The sequence below is a fragment of the Haladaptatus caseinilyticus genome, from assembly GCF_026248685.1.
Classification (GTDB): Archaea; Halobacteriota; Halobacteria; order Halobacteriales; family Haladaptataceae; genus Haladaptatus; species Haladaptatus caseinilyticus.
Window position 1 is genome coordinate 1,543,967 of the sequence record NZ_CP111036.1, and the last position, 16,590, is coordinate 1,560,556.

The window sequence follows — 16,590 nt, forward strand, 5'->3', positions numbered from 1 at the left end:
GAAACTGCCCACCGGGCAGACGGTCCAACGATGGTACGATGTCGGTACAAAAATCACACGCGCTGAAACGGTTCGAACCGATTCTGCTCATCGCAGTCGGTGGCTTCGTCGGTGCAATATTGCGTTCCGCGGTGAGCGATGCGCTTCCGGGAGCGTTTCCGTGGGGAACGCTCGCGGTCAACGTCACCGGGAGCTTCGCACTCGGTGTCCTCCTGTACGAGGCACATCTGGCCGACATGCTCGCGCCCGAAACCCGACTGGTCGTCGGAACCGGTTTTCTCTCATCGTTCACGACCTACAGCACCTTCGCGGTGCAAACGTCACAGCTGTCGCCGATGGTCGCGGTCCTCAACATCGGTGCGAACTACGTCCTCGGATTTCTGGCCGTGCTTCTCGGTCGGCGAATCGTCGGCGGTGTCGTCTCGTGAATCCCGTCGTTCTCGTGGGGGTCGGCGGGATGCTCGGCGCGTTGAGTCGTTACTTCGTCGGGCAGCGAGTGTCCGGTGATGGCCGGGGAACGCTCGCGGTAAACGTTCTCGGGAGTTTGTTCCTCGGCGCGCTGACCGCCAGTTTCACCCCAAACGCCTCACTGCTTATGCTGTTCGGAACCGGCTTTTGCGGCGCGTTCACGACCTTTTCCAGTTTCGCCTTCGAGACGGTCCGGCTGTACGAGCGTGGCAAACGCAGGAAAGCGATCAATAACGCGACGATCAATCTCGTCGGCGCACTGCTGGCGGTGGCGGTCGGCGGGTTCGTAGTCACCGTGATTTCACCTTGAGTACCGACTCCACAGAACGATAGCGGAAGGCGTCAGGAAAATGGCGGTGAGATAGGAGTAGAAGATGCTTAACGCGGTCACGAGTCCGAACTGTCCGAGGACGGGTGTGATTGCGAGGACGAGTATTCCGGTACCGGAAATCGTCGTGAGCATGCTTCCCGTCAGTGCACCCCCGGTTCCGCGAACGGTTCGGATGAGTGCGTCGAGTACGTTATCGCTCGCTTGTCCATCGTCGAACGCATATTCGTCCGTAAATCGATGGACGACGTGGGCGGAGTAATCCACACCCAATCCGAGTGCAATCGCCAGCACGGTTGCGGTCAGGGCGTTGAAGGGGATCCCGAGCAACCGCATCGTTCCCGCGAGCAACGAAACCGCAACGACGATCGGGAAGAGGTTGATGATGCCGAACGCGACGCGCCCCACGAGGACTCGATAGAGGAACATGAGGAAGAGCGCCGTCGCGACCAATGCGGTGGCTAAACTTCGAATGGCGGAAGAAAAGATAGTCGCTGCGATGGACTGAAACACGATGATTTCGCCGGTCGCAACCGCATCGAAACGATACCGGTCGGCGACGAGACGGGCATCGCGTGTAATCGCGTCCTGCGACGCACCGCTCTTCGTCGAATAGATGACCTGTGCGCTTCGTCGGTCTTCGGAGATGAACTCCAGCGCCTGCTCCCGGACGGGCGAGGAGAGCAGTCGGTCGTAAATCAACTCCAGATTATCGTCCGGAACGCCGTTATCGTTGATATCGTTCCTCTCAACCAGTCGGCGGAATTCCGTCGACTGGTCGCTATAGGCGCGGATAACGCTAATGATGCTTTCGGCGTCGGCTTGCCGTTGGGACGAGAGAAACGAATCCGGCGGGTTCCGATTGGCGTGCTCGATCGATTCGAGAGCGTACTCCTCCTGTAGCGGTCCCTCGACGTACACCGTTACGGTGTCGTCTTCCGCGGACGCGAACTCTTCCGCCAAGAAGTTGGTGAGTTCGGTGATGGTGTACGTTTCCGGTGCAAATGGTTCGGGGAGAGCGTCCAGATACGCGGGTGTTTCCTCCGGCGGAAGGAAATCCTCGTTTGAAAACGACGTGTCGATTCCGGTCGCGTAGGTGCCAGAAACGATAGTGAGAACGACTGCACCGATAACGACGACTGTGGCACCGTTACGCGCGAGAACGACACTGCTCGACAGAAGTCGGCCTAAAACCGACCCTTCCTCACCCAACGGTCGCTCGCCGAACGTCGGAAGGCCGAACCGAACGCGAAGGTCGTCGGAAGCGACCTTCACGGAGGGAAGGAAGATGCCGAAGATGAGAAAGGTAAAGACGATGCCGATGGCCGCGACCAGTCCGAATTCCCGAATCGGTTGGAGGCGACTCGTCATGTTCGATCCGAATCCGAGAACGGTGGTTCCCGTCACGATGAAAAAGGCGACGAGCAGTTGGTCGGTCGCCGGCCGCATCGACTGTTTTACGCCCGCACCGGTGACGCGCTCCTCGCGGTAGCGGTTGATAGCATGAATACCGTAGTCGATTCCGACGGCGAGCAAGAGCGGCGGTACAGCGACCAACAACTGCGTGAACGGGACGCCGACGATTCCCATAAACCCAAGCGTCCATACGATGGTCATCACAAGCGAGACGACTCCCAAAACGAGGTCGCCGGGGTCTCGATAGGCGAACAGCAGAAAGACGAATATCAGTATCCCGGCGGCAGGAATGACGATGATGAGCGAATCGAACGTAACGCTCGACAACTCATCGGAGAGAATACCACTTCCGAACAGTCGGATGTCGCTATCGACCGGCCCGACGACCGACTGCGACCGGAGCTGAATCCGTGCGAGCGGGTCGGTTTCCGGCGATGCTTCGGCGCCTGCCTCCTGAGAAACGCCCCGCGGAATCGCGTGTTCGACGATACCGATAGTCGCTGAGGCGGAGGCGGATCGTGGGTTGAAATCCTTGCTCACCAACGTACGAAATCGAGGATCCGTCGCCGACTCTCGAACCGCAATTTCGATTTCGGTAGGTGTTGCGCGCTCCAACACACGAATCTGGTCTTCGAGCGTCGTCACGTTCGGGTCGAGTCGCTGGGCGACGATTCCTGCGGCGCTCACCGTGGATGCGACGCGCAGCTCCTCCCGCTGCTCGAGTCGATACTGCGCCGTCAGCATCGCCACGAGCTCCGGTTTCGAAAGCACGTTCCGGCCACTTTGGATGAGCTGTGTGCTCCCGTTTTCGGCCTCGAACGGGCGAGTGAACTCGCGGTTGACGTCGTCGAACGCCTCCTGTGCCGGGCTGTCTTCCGTGAATTCGCTCGTCCCGGCCTCCGTCGAAACGCGAGTCAACCCGACGGCGAATACGGCAGTCAAGACGAGAAAGACGAGCAGGACGGTTTTCGAGCGGCCGACGATCCACTCGTCCGCTCTGTCGATGAGTGCCTGATAATCAATCACCACGCCACCTCCGGAGTGCGATGAAACCCCCGACTGCCAACAGGACAACCGCGAAGATGCCCACAGCCAGACCAACGCCTCCACTTAGAAACGAGCGGAGGCCGTTTCCTTCCGGTTCGGACACACGCACTGGGACCTCGTAGGTATCCGAGAGCCGACTCTCGCCGTCAGGGGTCTCATACTGGAAATCCAGCGACATCGGATAGGTTCCGGCCAGTGTTCCGCTGTCCGCCGAGATGCGAAACGAGATGGTCGCCGATTCGTTCGGTTCCAGTCGTGGAATAAACGCTTGGTTGTCGCTAAGTGTGAGCGGACTATCGACGAATCCCCGCGCGTCGATATTTCGGAGAGCCCTGTCGTCGTTGTTCGTGATGACGAGGGAAATGGTCGAACTCGACCCTGCTTCGACCGACGCGCCACGTGGTTCGAGGACGAACTCGTCCTTTCGGGGAGAGACTACCACCGCGGTTTCGAGCGGTTTGCTCTGCCGTGGGTCGCCATCCTGATTCTGATATCGAACGACGAACGAGAACTGCCGCGGCCCGCGGTCCGCGCCGTCGCTGACATCGATTCGATAGTGGACGGGAACCGACTCGCCGCGGTCGAGGGTACCAAGTGCGTATTCCGTTTCTCGCGGAAAGACGTTCTCCCCCTGCGATTGTAGGACGAGTAACGCGTTTGGGGCGGTCTGCGGCCCTTCGTTCGTCACCCGCCCGGAGACGACACCCTCGTCTCCGACGCGGAGTGTGCTGTTCACGTCGGAAAGCGAAAACGACTGCTCGGGAGCCGGGATGATTCCGATGAGTTGTGACTCGGTTTGATTCCGTGACCCGTCCTCCCGATACGATACCGAGATACTGAATGGATAGCTGCCACCGACGGTATCGTTGCTCGCCGTCACTTGATACTCTACCTGTACGTCCTCGTTTGTCGCCCACTCGTTGACGAACTGGGTCGCGTTTCGCGACTCCCCGAGACGGAGTTGGTCGGTTTGCGACTGTAGCGAGATGACGGCATCGCTCACGTCCCGTCCCGTGTTTTCGAGCGTGAGGGATATCGTTCCCGTGTCGCCCGCTTGCACGTTCGAGGAGATGTCGGTTACCTCGAACCGTTCCAGTCGAATACGTTCAGTCGGACGAACGTCGAACGTGTACGGTCCCGCTCGCTCCCGCGAACCGTTCGCCGTCGTGTACGAGATAAACGCCTGAAACGGGTAACTTCGAATTTCCGCGAACTCCTCCGCCAACAGTCTGTACGTGACTGTTCGTCGTTCCCCTGCGGACCAGTTCCCCACCGATTTGCTGGCGGTCCGTGACTGACCGAACCGAACACTCTCGTTCGGTGACTGCACGGCGACACTGGCGTTCGTGATATCATCTCCGGTGTTCTCGAACGTGAGCGAAAGGTTGCCGGTCCCATCGACGGGGACGTTCGAAGCGACGGAAACCAGTTCGAATCGAGCAGTCGCACCTCCGTCCGTCGGTTGTGTCCGCTGTTCGATATCCGCGTCTGGATGGGTTCCACCGACGACGATGGAACCCTGTATGAGGAGAAGAGCGATGAAAATCGGTACGAACGACTCCCGACTCATCATTGCTGCGCCACCCGTCCCATCCGTCGCTCACTGTTCGACGTGAGCACTGAGCGTCTCGGTACCAGCCGCCCCCTGATTAGCGCCATCTGTCCCCTTCCCCTCTCCTGTCACGTCACGACGCTTCCTATAGATTTGCCTCCTGTCCAACTATCTTCCCGATAGTTCGCATCGGTAGTCTGTTATTTCTGGCCGAAAATCCTCCCCGTCCTATCTCTTTCTTCTCGAATCCTCCCGGCTTCGGTATCTACGCGGTGAAAGCGCCTTGCTCGCGAGTTGACGTTTGAAAAATACGCCCGAGGCGGGATTTGAACCCGCGTCACAACCGTGACAGGGTTGTATGATGGGCCACTACACCACCCGGGCTTTCGAACGCATCTATTTGTTTAGCCTGCCCTTATTAAGGGGTGTCGATTTTGTCCTTGTTTGATAGTCCGTGACATAAGATTGTTCGAACTATCGTATCTCTCCATCAAATTCGTAATCTTCTGCCCAGTTGATGGAGGGATGGTTTATTTCGGCGTCAAACCGAAGTTCCATTTTTTGCGTTGTCGCATCTTTATTTGCCCATCCTGTCTTACACTGCACTCGACAGATATTCTGACCGCTATCCACTATAATATCGTATTTGTCGTTATCTCCGAATGGGACCGAGATACTATATCCACGGGAGATGAATGTATGGATTATCTCAGCCTCCGTCTCGCCTCCTTTGCCTTTCGTATTCATCCTTCTATACTCCCCAGTATATTAATATATTGGTATTTGAACATAACAATTGTTGTTTTAGATTATATAATAAATATTAATGAATCAACGACAGCTGATAAAAAGGAACAGTACCGTTCTCGAATAGATGATTAAAATTCTGCAGTCACAGAGAATTTGCTATTCGAACGTTATTTCGTCAGAAAGCGCCCGAGGCGGGATTTGAACCCGCGTCACAACCGTGACAGGGTTGTATGATGGGCCACTACACCACCCGGGCTTTCGAACGCATTTCATTCTTTCTGGCTTGTATGCTTAAGGCTTTCCAAACGGAGGCAGTGTGTCGGGTCGTACCGAGCGGTGGTACGACCGCCGGTCGGCCCAAATCATTTATACCAGAACGAAGTAGAGACTGGTGTTAGAGAACTGCCCACATGGTGATGTGGGGTGCGATAGCCGGGCGTGTGCGCGCTACTTAGCAAGCCTTAAATGAGTGCCGCCAGTAATACCCTGTAGTATCTCGTGATAGCCATTTCTCCCGCTGGCCAGAAAATCGTGCACACATGGTAGACGTAAGCCAACACAAGATGGTTCCGGAGCACTCCATCGTCGATGAGGGCGAACTCGACGAAGTGCTCGAGGAATACGAAATCAAGAGTACAGACTTGCCAAAAATCAAGCGAACGGACCCAGCGTTGCCTGACGATGCTGAAATCGGCGACGTGATCAAAATCGTCCGTGACTCACGAACGACAGACAGAGCAGTCGTATACCGACTCGTGGTGGAATAATGCAACGGGAAGACAGACGCGCACTATCGAGACAGTATTTCTCGAAAGAACGACTCGCAGAGCATCACTACCGCTCGTTTAACTCCTTCCTGACTCGCGGCATGCAGGAAGTTGTGACCGAGAAGGGCACTATCGACACGGATATCGGCGACAAAGAGGGCGAAGAACCGGTCTTCGTGGAACTCGGCGACGTTCGCGTCGTCACTCCGCGCGTGCGTGAAGCGGACGGGAGCGAGGAGCTCCTCTATCCGCAGGAGGCCCGCCTCCGTAACATCACGTACGCCGCACCGGTCTTCATGGAAATGACCATCGTCAAAGGCGAAGGCGACGACAAACGAGTCGTCGATACGACCGAGACGAAGGTCGGCCGGATGCCGATAATGGTCGGCTCCGAGAAATGTAATATCGCCAACTTTGACGAGGAGGACCTCGTCGAAATCGGTGAAGACCCAGCAGACCCCGGTGGCTACTTCATCGTCAACGGTTCCGAGCGGGTGCTGATGACGTCGGAGGACCTCGCACCGAACAAGATTCTCGCCGAATACGATACAAAATACGGCGACGAGATTCAGGTCGCAAAGACGTTTAGCCAGCGCCGAGGATACCGCGCGCTGGTGCTCGTCGAGCGAACCCGTGACGGTCTGCTCGAAGTGTCGTTCCCGTCGGTTTCGGGGAGCGTCAACTTCGTCACGCTGGTTCGTGCGTTGGGACTGGAGTCGGACGAGGAAATCGTCCACCGTGTTTCCGACGACCCGGAAATCGTGAAGTTCATGCTGGAAAACCTGGAGGCTGCCGAAGTCCAGACCCAAGAGGAGGCAATCGAGTCCCTCGGGAAACGAGTCGCCTCCGGACAGGGCAAAAACTACCAGCTAAAGCGAGCGAACTACGTCATCGACCGCTACCTTCTCCCGCACCTCCACGAGGACGGCGTCGAGGAGGAGGAAGTGCGTATCAACAAGGCGTACTACCTCGCACGAATGGCCGAAGCGTGTTTCGAACTCGCACTCGGACGGCGTGACTCGGACGACAAAGACCACTACGCCAACAAACGTCTAAAGGTGTCCGGCGACCTGATGAAGGACCTGTTCCGCACGGCACTGAACAAACTGGCACGCGACGTGAAATACCAGCTCGAACGTGCGAACATGCGTAACCGTCAGCTGTCGGTGAACACCGTCGTTCGTTCCGACGTGCTCACCGAGCGACTCGAACATCCGATTGCGACCGGAAATTGGGTCGGTGGCCGTTCCGGCGTCTCACAGTTGGTCGACCGCACGGACTTCATGGGTGTACTCTCACACCTTCGCCGTCTGCGTAGTCCGCTGTCGCGAAGCCAGCCCCACTTCGAGGCGCGAGACCTACACGCGACCCAGTGGGGTCGCATCTGTCCCTCCGAGACGCCGGAAGGACCGAACTGTGGCCTGGTGAAGAACTTCGCGCAGGCGATGGAGTTGAGCCAGAATATCGAGGACGAACAGGAACTCAAACAGGAACTCTCGTCGATGGGCGTCGAGGGTATCCCCGGAATCGAGAGCATCGAAGGGAGCGCGGACTAAATCATGAGCCAGGGACGAGAAGCGAAAGTATACGTCAACGGGAGTTTGGTCGGGACACATCCCGACCCGGAACAGCTTGCAGATCAGGTACGGGAGGCACGCCGACGCGGCGATGTCAGCGAGATGGTGAACGTCTCGGTCAAGGACCGTACTCGTGAAGTCATCATAAACGCCGACGCGGGACGTGCTCGCCGACCACTCCTCGTCATCGAAAACGGCGAACCGCTCCTCGACGAGGACGAAGTCGAGGCGGTCAAACAGGGCGACCTCACCTTCGACGAACTCGTCGAGCGGGGTAAAATAGAGTTCATCGACGCCGAGGAAGAGGAGGACATCTACGTCGCCGTCGACGAAGATGACCTCAACGAGGATCACACGCACCTCGAAATCGACCCGCAGCTCATTTTCGGTATCGGTGCCGGAATGATTCCGTACCCTGAACACAACGCCAGCCCACGTATTACGATGGGGTCGGGGATGATGAAGCAGTCGCTCGGCCTGCCAGCGGCGAACTACCGGATTCGACCGGACACGCGCCAACACCTCTTCCACTATCCACAGTTGTCGATGGTGAAGACGCAGACGACGGAACAGATCGGTTTCGACGACCGGCCTGCGGCACAGAACTTCACCGTCGCCGTCATGAGCTACGAAGGGTTCAACATCGAGGACGCGCTCGTTCTCAACAGCGGTTCGGTTGACCGCGCCCTCGCACGCTCGCACTTCTTCCGCACGTACGAAGGTGAAGAACGACGCTACCCCGGTGGTCAGGAAGACCGATTCGAGATCCCGAGCGACGACGTGCGTGGTGCTCGCGGTGAGGATGCGTACACGCATTTGGACGAGGACGGGTTGGTGAACCCCGAGACACGCGTCGACGAAAACAGCGTTCTGCTCGGTAAGACGAGCCCACCACGATTCCTCGAAGAGCCGGACGACATGGGCGGCCTGTCGCCACAGAAACGCCGCGAGACGAGCGTCACGATGCGCTCGGGCGAATCCGGCGTCGTCGACACCGTCACACTGATGGAGGGCGAGGACGGTTCGAAGCTCTCGAAAGTGTCCGTTCGTGACGAGCGAATCCCCGAACTCGGGGACAAGTTCGCATCGCGACACGGTCAGAAAGGCGTCGTCGGCCACATCGCGCCGCAGGAGGACATGCCCTTCACGCAGGAAGGTGTCGTCCCTGACCTCATCGTCAACCCGCACGCACTTCCGTCGCGCATGACGGTCGGGCACGTGTTGGAGATGATCGGTGGCAAAGTCGGTGCGCTCGAAGGACGGCGCGTCGATGGGACCGCCTTCACCGGCGAAGACAAAGAGGAACTCCGTTCGGCCCTCGAAGCTCGTGGGTACAAATCCTCCGGCAAGGAGATAATGTACTCCGGTGTGACGGGTGAGAAAATCGAGGCGGAGATTTTCGTCGGCACTATTCTGTATCACAAGCTCTACCACATGGTGTCGAACAAGCTCCACGCCCGGTCGCGCGGACCGGTCCAGGTGCTGACGCGCCAGCCGACCGAAGGTCGTGCCCGCGAGGGTGGCCTTCGTGTCGGGGAGATGGAGCGCGAAGTGCTCATCGGACACGGTGCGGCATTGGCGCTCAAGGAACGGCTTCTCGACTCTTCCGACCGCGAATGGATTTACGTCTGCGGTCAGTGTGGCATGAGCGCAGTCGAGAACATCGACCAGAACCGCGTGTACTGTCCGAACTGTGAGGAGGAGACGGATATCCACGAAATAGAGATGAGCTACGCGTTCAAGCTCCTCCTCGACGAAATGAAGGCGCTCGGAATCGCACCGCGACTCGAACTGGAGGACGCAGTCTAACATGGCAACAAATCAAACTCCCAAGGAGATCGGCTCCATCAGCTTCGGCCTGATGGACCCGGAGGAGTACCGCGAGATGTCGGCGACGAAAATCATTACCGCCGACACGTACGACGACGACGGGTTCCCCATCGATATGGGGCTCATGGACCCACGACTGGGCGTCATCGACCCCGGTCTGGAATGTAAGACCTGTGGGCAACACTCCGGGTCTTGTAACGGCCACTTCGGTCACATCGAACTCGCTGCACCGGTCATCCACGTCGGCTTTACGAAACTCATCCGCAGACTGCTTCGTGGTACTTGCCGTGATTGCTCCCGACTCCTCCTCACTGAGGAAGAACAGGAAAAATACCACGATATGCTCACGCGGACGAAGGAACTCGGGAACGATATCACCGACGTGACGAAGGCCGCGATTCGGGAGGCACGCAAGAAGGACCGCTGTCCGCACTGTGGCGAAGTCCAGTACGACATCAACCACGAAAAACCCACGACCTACTACGAGGTTCAGCAGGTTCTCACGAGCGAGTACTCGGAGCGCATCGCCTCGGCGATGCAAGGTCGGAACGAGGACGGTGAAGAGGACGAAGAGCGCGAACCAATCGCGCCGCCAGAACTCGCAGAAGAGACGGGTATCGACCTCTCTCGCATCAACCAGATTATCTCGGGCGAGTTCCGTCCACGAGAGGAAGACCGCAAGGCCATCGAGAAAGCGCTGGACATCGACCTCACGACCGAGGACATGAACAAACTAATGCCCTCGGACATTCGCGACTGGTTCGAAGACATCCCGGACGAGGATATCGAAGCGCTCGGTATTGACTCCGACCGCTCGCGCCCCGAATGGATGATTCTTACTGTCCTCCCTGTACCGCCAGTCACTGCTCGGCCGTCGATTACGCTGGACAACGGCCAGCGTTCCGAGGACGACTTGACGCACAAGTTGGTGGACATCATCCGCATCAACCAGCGGTTCATGGAGAACCGCGAGGCTGGTGCCCCACAGCTGATCATCGAGGACTTGTGGGAACTGCTTCAGTACCACGTTACGACGTTCATGGACAACGAGATTTCGGGCACGCCGCCTGCCCGTCATCGTTCCGGACGTCCGCTAAAGACGCTCAGCCAGCGATTGAAGGGGAAGGAGGGCCGATTCCGTGGCTCGCTGTCCGGAAAGCGTGTGAACTTCTCCGCACGTACCGTCATCAGCCCGGACCCGACCCTCTCGCTGAACGAAGTCGGTGTCCCACGACGCGTCGCCCGTGAGATGACGCAGACGATGAACGTCACGCCGCGCAACATCGAGGAAGCGCAGCGCTACGTTCGAAACGGCCCGGAGGGGCATCCCGGCGCGAACTACGTCAAACGACCCGACGGACGGCGACTGAAGGTCACCGAAAAGAACTGCGAGGAACTGTCGGAGAAGGTGGAACCGGGCTGGGAAGTCAACCGCCATCTGGTGGACGGCGACATCGTCATCTTCAACCGACAGCCGTCCCTGCACCGGATGTCGATCATGGCCCACGAAGTGGTCGTAATGCCGTACAAGACGTTCCGTCTGAACACTGTCGTCTGTCCGCCATACAACGCGGACTTCGACGGGGACGAGATGAACATGCACGCCCTCCAAAACGAGGAAGCACGCGCGGAGGCGCGCGTGCTCATGCGCGTGCAGGAACAAATCCTGTCCCCGCGCTTCGGTGAGAACATCATCGGCGCGATTCAGGACCACATCTCGGGAACGTACCTCCTCACACACGAGAACCCGCACTTCAACGAGACGCAGGCGCTCGACCTGCTCCGTGCGACTCGAATCGACGAACTGCCGGAACCCGACGGCGAGGAAGACGACGGCACGCCGTACTGGACCGGCCGGACGTTGTTCTCGGAACTGCTCCCCGACGGACTCGAACTGGAGTTCTCCAGTTCGGCTGGCGACACCGTCGTCATCGAAAACGGCCAACTCGTCAGCGGGACCATCGACGAGGATGCAGTCGGTGCGTTCGGCGGGGAAATCGTCGACACCATCTGCAAGGTGTACGGCGAAACCCGCGCGCGTCACTTCATCAACGAAGTCGCGACGCTGGCGATGCGTGCCATCATGCACTTCGGCTTCTCCATCGGTATCGACGACGAGACGATTCCGACGGCGGCCCAAGAGCAGATCGACGAGGCGATCGACAACGCATACGACCGCGTTCAAAACCTCATCACGACGTACGAGAACGGCGAACTCGAATCCCTGCCGGGACGAACGGTGGACGAGACGCTCGAAATGAAGATCATGCAGACGCTCGGCAAGGCACGTGACTCCGCCGGTGACATCGCGGAGGACCACTTCGCCGACGAGAACCCGGCAGTGATCATGGCCGAATCGGGTGCTCGTGGGTCGCTCCTGAACCTGACCCAGATGGCCGGTTGTGTCGGTCAGCAGGCAGTTCGGGGCGAGCGAATTAATCGCGGGTACGAAGACCGTACCCTGAGCCACTTTCAGGCGGACGACCTGTCCGCTGACGCCCATGGATTCGTGGAACACTCCTACACCGGCGGCCTGAGTCCGCTCGAGTTCTTCTTCCACGCAATGGGTGGTCGAGAGGGGCTCGTGGACACGGCAGTCCGTACCTCCAAGTCCGGATACCTCCAGCGCCGTCTGATTAACGCGCTGTCCGAACTCGAAACGCAGTACGACGGAACGGTGCGCGATACCAGCGACACCATCGTCCAGTTCGAGTTCGGCGAGGACGGCACCTCGCCGGTTCGGGTGTCCTCGGACGAGGAGAACCCGATCGACGTCGAAAGTATCGCAGACCGAATCATAGATGAGGAGTTCGACAGCGAGAACCGCAAGCTCGAATTCCTCGGCGAGCGGCAACCGCCGACGAACCTCTCCGAACACGCCGACGCACGGCAGGTGGAATCAGATGACTGAAGTTACGGACGACATGGAGGCCATCGTGGAGGATACGGAACTCCCACGACGCCTCAAAGACGAAGTGTACGAGACCATCGAAACACGCGATGGTGTCACCGTCGAACAGACCGACGAAATCGCACGCGCGGTCGAAACTCGCTACTTCAATACGCGAGTCGACCCGCTCGACCCGGTCGGAACGGTGAGCGCCCAGTCCATCGGGGAACCGGGAACGCAGATGACGATGAACACGTTCCACTACGCGGGTGTGGCGGAAATCGACGTGACACAGGGTCTCCCACGACTCATCGAACTCGTGGACGCCCGAAAGACGCCGGACACGCCGATGATGACGGTGTTCTTGGAGGACGAATACGCCGACAATCGCGAACGCGCCCACGAAGTCGTCTGGCAGATCGAGGCGACGAAAATTTTGGCGCTGGGTGACATCTCGACCAACGTCGCCGACATGATCGTCTCCATCAACCTGAACGAGGATACGCTCAAAGAGCGGATGATAACGCCCGACGAAGTCGCGGGCATCATCGAGGATAGCCTCGGCGTCACGACGAACCAGCAGGGGACGGTCATCGAGTTCGGCCCCGACCAGCCGAGTTACCGCAAGCTCCTCCAACTGGTCGAGGAACTCCGCGAAATCGTCTTCAAAGGTATCGAGGACATTACACGCGTCGTCATCCGAAAGGAGCAGACCGACGACGGTGAGGAGTTCGTCCTCTACACCGAAGGGTCGGCGTTCGGTGACGTCATCGAAATCGAGGGCGTGGACGCCTCACGCACCACGTCGAACAACATCCACGAAATTTACCGCAACCTCGGCGTCGAGGCGGCCCGCGAGGCCATCATCGAGGAGACGATGGACACCCTCGAAGAACAGGGTCTCGACGACGTGAACGTTCGTCACCTGATGCTCGTGTCGGACATCATGACCAACCGTGGGACGATCGAATCCATCGGTCGACACGGTATCTCCGGAAGCAAGGAATCCGTGCTCGCACGTGCGGCATTCGAGGTGACGGTGAATCACCTGCTCGATGCTGCAATCCACGGCGAAGTCGATGACCTGAACGGTGTCATCGAGAACGTCATCGTCGGGAAGCCGATCAAACTCGGAACCGGTGACGTTGACCTCCGAATGGGTTCGGTCAGTCGCGGCGCGGAACCCTCCGACTGATGACGGTCACGCTCTCGGATACGGCACGCCAGTACATCGCCCTCTTCGAGGACGAGACGGGGGCCACCGCCCACGACTGCGTCGTGCTCGGTGACGAGGACGACGAAGACGAGGCGGAGAAACGAGTCGTCTTCGTCGTCAAACCCGGCGAGATGGGCCAAGCCATCGGACCGGGTGGGAAGAACGTCCAAACCGTCGAAGAACATCTCGGCGCGGACGTGGAACTGGTCGAGGATGCGAACACGGCGGCGACGTTCGTCGCGAACGCGCTCGCACCGGCCGAAGTCCGTCACGTCACCATCAGCGAAAACGACGACACGGTGGCCTATGCGGAGGTCGCACAGGCGGACACCGGTGTCGCCATCGGTTCCGGCGGTCGCAACATCGAAACCGCGAAGCTATTGGCCGAGCGCCACTTCGACGTGACCGACATCCAGTTGACCTGATTCGGTCGTCAGAATCGAACGGTTGAACCGACGTTCCCGGTCTTCTTTACGTTATATCGTTCAGCGTCGTTCGGTTTCGCCTTGTCATAGCTTATCGATCCGAGCGAAAATCGGCGAACGAACCCGTTGGCTCCGCTTAGAATCGATGAAACGCGCTCAAATCCCTTTATCGACCCCTTTCGAGCGACCTGCAGGCGTTTCGCCGTTCGTAAAAGGGGACGCTTAAGTAGCTCCATCGGATAGTCCACGTCATATGGCGAACGGTAAGTACGCGGCTCGGAAGCTGAAGAAAGACCGCCAGAACCACCGGTGGTCTGACTCCGATTACGCCCGACGAGAGCGTGGTCTCGGTGAGAAATCCGATCCTCTCGAAGGCGCGCCGCAAGGCCGAGGTATCGTGCTGGAGAAGGTGGGCATCGAAGCGAAACAGCCCAACTCCGCGATTCGAAAATGTGTCCGTGTCCAGCTTATCAAGAACGGTAAGCAGGTGACGGCGTTCTGTCCCGGCGACGGTGCGATCTCGTTCATCGACGAACACGACGAGGTTACCATCGCGGGTATCGGCGGTGCGAAAGGTCGCGCAATGGGTGACCTTTCCGGCGTCAACTACAAGGTAGAGAAAGTCAACGGCGTGAGCCTGGAAGAACTGGTTCGCGGAAACGCGGAGAAACCGGTGCGATAAATCATGAGTGCAGACGAAGAACAACCGGAACCCGACGCACACGTTGGTACGGAAGACGAAGGTGCCGCCGCGGAACTGTTCGGCACGTGGGACGTGACGAACATCGAATTCTCCGACCCGAGCACGGAGCGCTACATCTCCGTCACGCCCGTCGCTCATACGATGGGTCGTCACGCTGGAAAGCAGTTCCAGAAGAGCGAGGTCAGCATCGTCGAACGACTCATCAACCGTCTCATGCAGACGGAGGAGAACACGGGCAAGAAACAGCAGACGATGAAGATCGTCCGCTCCGCGTTCGACATCATCCACGAGCGCACCGAGGAGAACCCGGTGCAGGTGCTCGTTCAAGCGGTCGAGAACGCCGCTCCACGTGAGGAGACCGTTCGCCTGAAATACGGTGGCATCTCCGTCCCGAAAGCGGTCGACGTCGCACCTCAGCGCCGTGTTGACCAGTCGCTCAAGTTCATCGCGGAAGGCACTCACGGGTCCTCGTTCAAGACCCCGACGGACGCCGAGGAAGCGCTGGCACAACAGCTCATCGGTGCCGCGGACTACGACGTCCAGACCTACGCTATCAACCAGAAAGAAGAGAAAGAGCGCGTCGCCGCTGCGGCACGCTAAGTTTCTTCTCTCTCTTCTTGGATCCGGTTTTCCCTTGTTTTCGCTCTTTACAGCGACGGCGCTTGGATACGGGTCACTCCCTTAGCGGTGCAAAACCGACAGCCGGTTACTCAAACGGTTACAGAGCTATCGCTCGCTGGTGTCGACTCCAAATACGCCTCGCTACCGCGCCGTACTCGTCGCGCCATCGTGATTTGTGTCGATGACTGGCTTCTTCGAAAATCCTTCTTCAGTCCGCGGCCTGCCCGCCATCGCCGCCGCCAAGGACGTACTCCCGTGCGGCATCGACGAGCGCCTTTCGGTACTCGCTCTCGTCGGGGTCGTCCGCGAGCGAGAGGAACCGATATTTGAACCCTTGTACGTCTACGGTCGGGGCGTCGCGGGAGGCGGTGCGGGCGAGGTCGTAGAGTTGGTGGTCACGGGCGACCAGGTCGTGGCGTTCGACCAAGGCGAGGGCGAACGCGGCGTTCACCGCCGTCATCTCCGGGTCGGTGGTGGCGGTCATTCGCCTGCCACGGGAGTGTGTCGGGCGGTCCGCAATCGCGGCGGCTAGTTCCGATTCGAGAAACGCGACGAGTTTTTCGCTCGGGCCGACCCGGAGGGTGATGTCGTCGGCGTATATGTCCTTCATGTGGTTCGCAATCTGATAACAGTGGGTGAGCTTTCGACGCTCGACCGACCGCCCGGCGAAGGCGAGGAAAAGTACTTCCGCGGTCGATTGCGTATGCGATGGATGCGACTGTTCGTTGCGGGCCATGTGCGAATACTCGTGGAGTGCGAGTTCGCGGGCCATCGCACTGGTCGCGGCCTGTCGCGAGATGTTGAGGATGTGGTACTCTCCGGGATGGGAGGTCCACGTTCGCTCGTCAGGGTCGTCGCGAACACGGACGTGAACCGGTCTCTCGAGGTCGTGTTCGGTTTCGAAGAGGCTGGAGGCGCTGAGAAATGGGGTCGGGGGTGTAGAACCGTGTACTCGAACATCCATGCATGTCGTTGACACGGCTTGAACGGGTATTACTCT

At 58.8% G+C, this 16,590-nt stretch carries 14 protein-coding genes and 2 tRNA genes; 10 read left to right on the forward strand and 6 right to left on the reverse strand.

Features of this window, described 5'->3' with window-relative positions:
* The first annotated feature begins 38 nt into the window (after nucleotides 1-38).
* Both crcB (OOF89_RS08475) and crcB (OOF89_RS08480) read left to right on the forward strand, forming a co-directional pair.
* Nucleotides 39-428, forward strand: coding sequence for a fluoride efflux transporter CrcB (crcB, locus tag OOF89_RS08475; RefSeq protein ID WP_266075143.1), 390 nt, complete (start codon nucleotides 39-41; stop codon nucleotides 426-428).
* Nucleotides 425-778: a fluoride efflux transporter CrcB gene (gene crcB, locus OOF89_RS08480; RefSeq protein WP_266075145.1), complete on the forward strand. Its 354-nt coding sequence runs from the start codon at nucleotides 425-427 to the stop codon at nucleotides 776-778. Before crcB (OOF89_RS08475) ends, crcB (OOF89_RS08480) begins: the two co-directional genes overlap by 4 nt.
* On the opposite strand, the gene OOF89_RS08485 is transcribed toward crcB (OOF89_RS08480), so the two are convergent.
* The 5 genes from OOF89_RS08485 to OOF89_RS08505 form a co-directional block, all read right to left on the reverse strand.
* Entirely contained in the window at nucleotides 770-3,238 is a 2,469-nt protein-coding gene (locus OOF89_RS08485) for an efflux RND transporter permease subunit (RefSeq protein ID WP_266075147.1), read from the reverse strand. The genes crcB (OOF89_RS08480) and OOF89_RS08485 overlap by 9 nt on opposite strands.
* The gene (locus OOF89_RS08490) at nucleotides 3,231-4,832 is read right to left on the reverse strand and encodes a COG1361 S-layer family protein (RefSeq protein ID WP_266075149.1); all 1,602 of its coding nucleotides are present in this window, start codon (nucleotides 4,830-4,832) and stop codon (nucleotides 3,231-3,233) included. Before OOF89_RS08490 ends, OOF89_RS08485 begins: the two co-directional genes overlap by 8 nt.
* Nucleotides 4,833-5,122: 290 nt before the next feature.
* Nucleotides 5,123-5,195: transfer RNA gene (locus OOF89_RS08495), tRNA-Asp, on the reverse strand.
* A gap of 90 nt (nucleotides 5,196-5,285) precedes the next feature.
* A complete protein-coding gene (locus tag OOF89_RS08500) occupies nucleotides 5,286-5,558 on the reverse strand; it encodes a group I intron-associated PD-(D/E)XK endonuclease (RefSeq protein WP_266075151.1) in 273 nt (90 codons plus the stop codon).
* A gap of 186 nt (nucleotides 5,559-5,744) precedes the next feature.
* Nucleotides 5,745-5,817 (reverse strand) — tRNA-Asp (locus tag OOF89_RS08505).
* 283 nt (nucleotides 5,818-6,100) lie between these two features.
* Here OOF89_RS08505 and OOF89_RS08510 point away from each other — a divergent pair.
* The 8 genes from OOF89_RS08510 to OOF89_RS08545 all read left to right on the forward strand — a co-directional run bounded on the left by OOF89_RS08510 (nucleotide 6,101) and on the right by OOF89_RS08545 (nucleotide 15,569).
* The gene (locus tag OOF89_RS08510; protein ID WP_227773887.1) at nucleotides 6,101-6,328 is read left to right on the forward strand and encodes a DNA-directed RNA polymerase subunit H; all 228 of its coding nucleotides are present in this window, start codon (nucleotides 6,101-6,103) and stop codon (nucleotides 6,326-6,328) included.
* Nucleotides 6,328-7,884 carry a DNA-directed RNA polymerase subunit B'' gene (locus tag OOF89_RS08515; RefSeq protein WP_266075156.1) on the forward strand — a complete coding sequence of 519 codons (1,557 nt, stop codon included), beginning with the start codon at nucleotides 6,328-6,330 and terminating at the stop codon, nucleotides 7,882-7,884. The genes OOF89_RS08510 and OOF89_RS08515 overlap by 1 nt, the downstream gene beginning before the upstream one ends.
* 3 nt (nucleotides 7,885-7,887) lie before the next feature.
* The gene (gene rpoB / locus OOF89_RS08520; protein WP_266075158.1) at nucleotides 7,888-9,714 is read left to right on the forward strand and encodes a DNA-directed RNA polymerase subunit B; all 1,827 of its coding nucleotides are present in this window, start codon (nucleotides 7,888-7,890) and stop codon (nucleotides 9,712-9,714) included.
* Between the two features lies 1 nt (nucleotide 9,715).
* Entirely contained in the window at nucleotides 9,716-12,646 is a 2,931-nt protein-coding gene (locus OOF89_RS08525; protein ID WP_266075160.1) for a DNA-directed RNA polymerase subunit A', read from the forward strand.
* Nucleotides 12,639-13,820 carry a DNA-directed RNA polymerase subunit A'' gene (gene rpoA2 / locus OOF89_RS08530; RefSeq protein ID WP_266075161.1) on the forward strand — a complete coding sequence of 394 codons (1,182 nt, stop codon included), beginning with the start codon at nucleotides 12,639-12,641 and terminating at the stop codon, nucleotides 13,818-13,820. The genes OOF89_RS08525 and rpoA2 overlap by 8 nt, the downstream gene beginning before the upstream one ends.
* A complete protein-coding gene (locus OOF89_RS08535; RefSeq protein ID WP_266075162.1) occupies nucleotides 13,820-14,266 on the forward strand; it encodes a NusA-like transcription termination signal-binding factor in 447 nt (148 codons plus the stop codon). Before rpoA2 ends, OOF89_RS08535 begins: the two co-directional genes overlap by 1 nt.
* Before the next feature lie 253 nt (nucleotides 14,267-14,519).
* Complete coding sequence (locus OOF89_RS08540; RefSeq protein WP_134669528.1) at nucleotides 14,520-14,948, forward strand: 30S ribosomal protein S12; 429 nt, start codon at nucleotides 14,520-14,522, stop codon at nucleotides 14,946-14,948.
* Between the two features lie 3 nt (nucleotides 14,949-14,951).
* Nucleotides 14,952-15,569, forward strand: coding sequence for a 30S ribosomal protein S7 (locus OOF89_RS08545; RefSeq protein WP_266075167.1), 618 nt, complete (start codon nucleotides 14,952-14,954; stop codon nucleotides 15,567-15,569).
* A 229-nt stretch (nucleotides 15,570-15,798) separates the two neighbouring features.
* On the opposite strand, the gene OOF89_RS08550 is transcribed toward OOF89_RS08545, so the two are convergent.
* A complete protein-coding gene (locus OOF89_RS08550) occupies nucleotides 15,799-16,554 on the reverse strand; it encodes a DUF5781 family protein (RefSeq protein WP_266075169.1) in 756 nt (251 codons plus the stop codon).
* Nucleotides 16,555-16,590 lie beyond the last annotated feature (36 nt).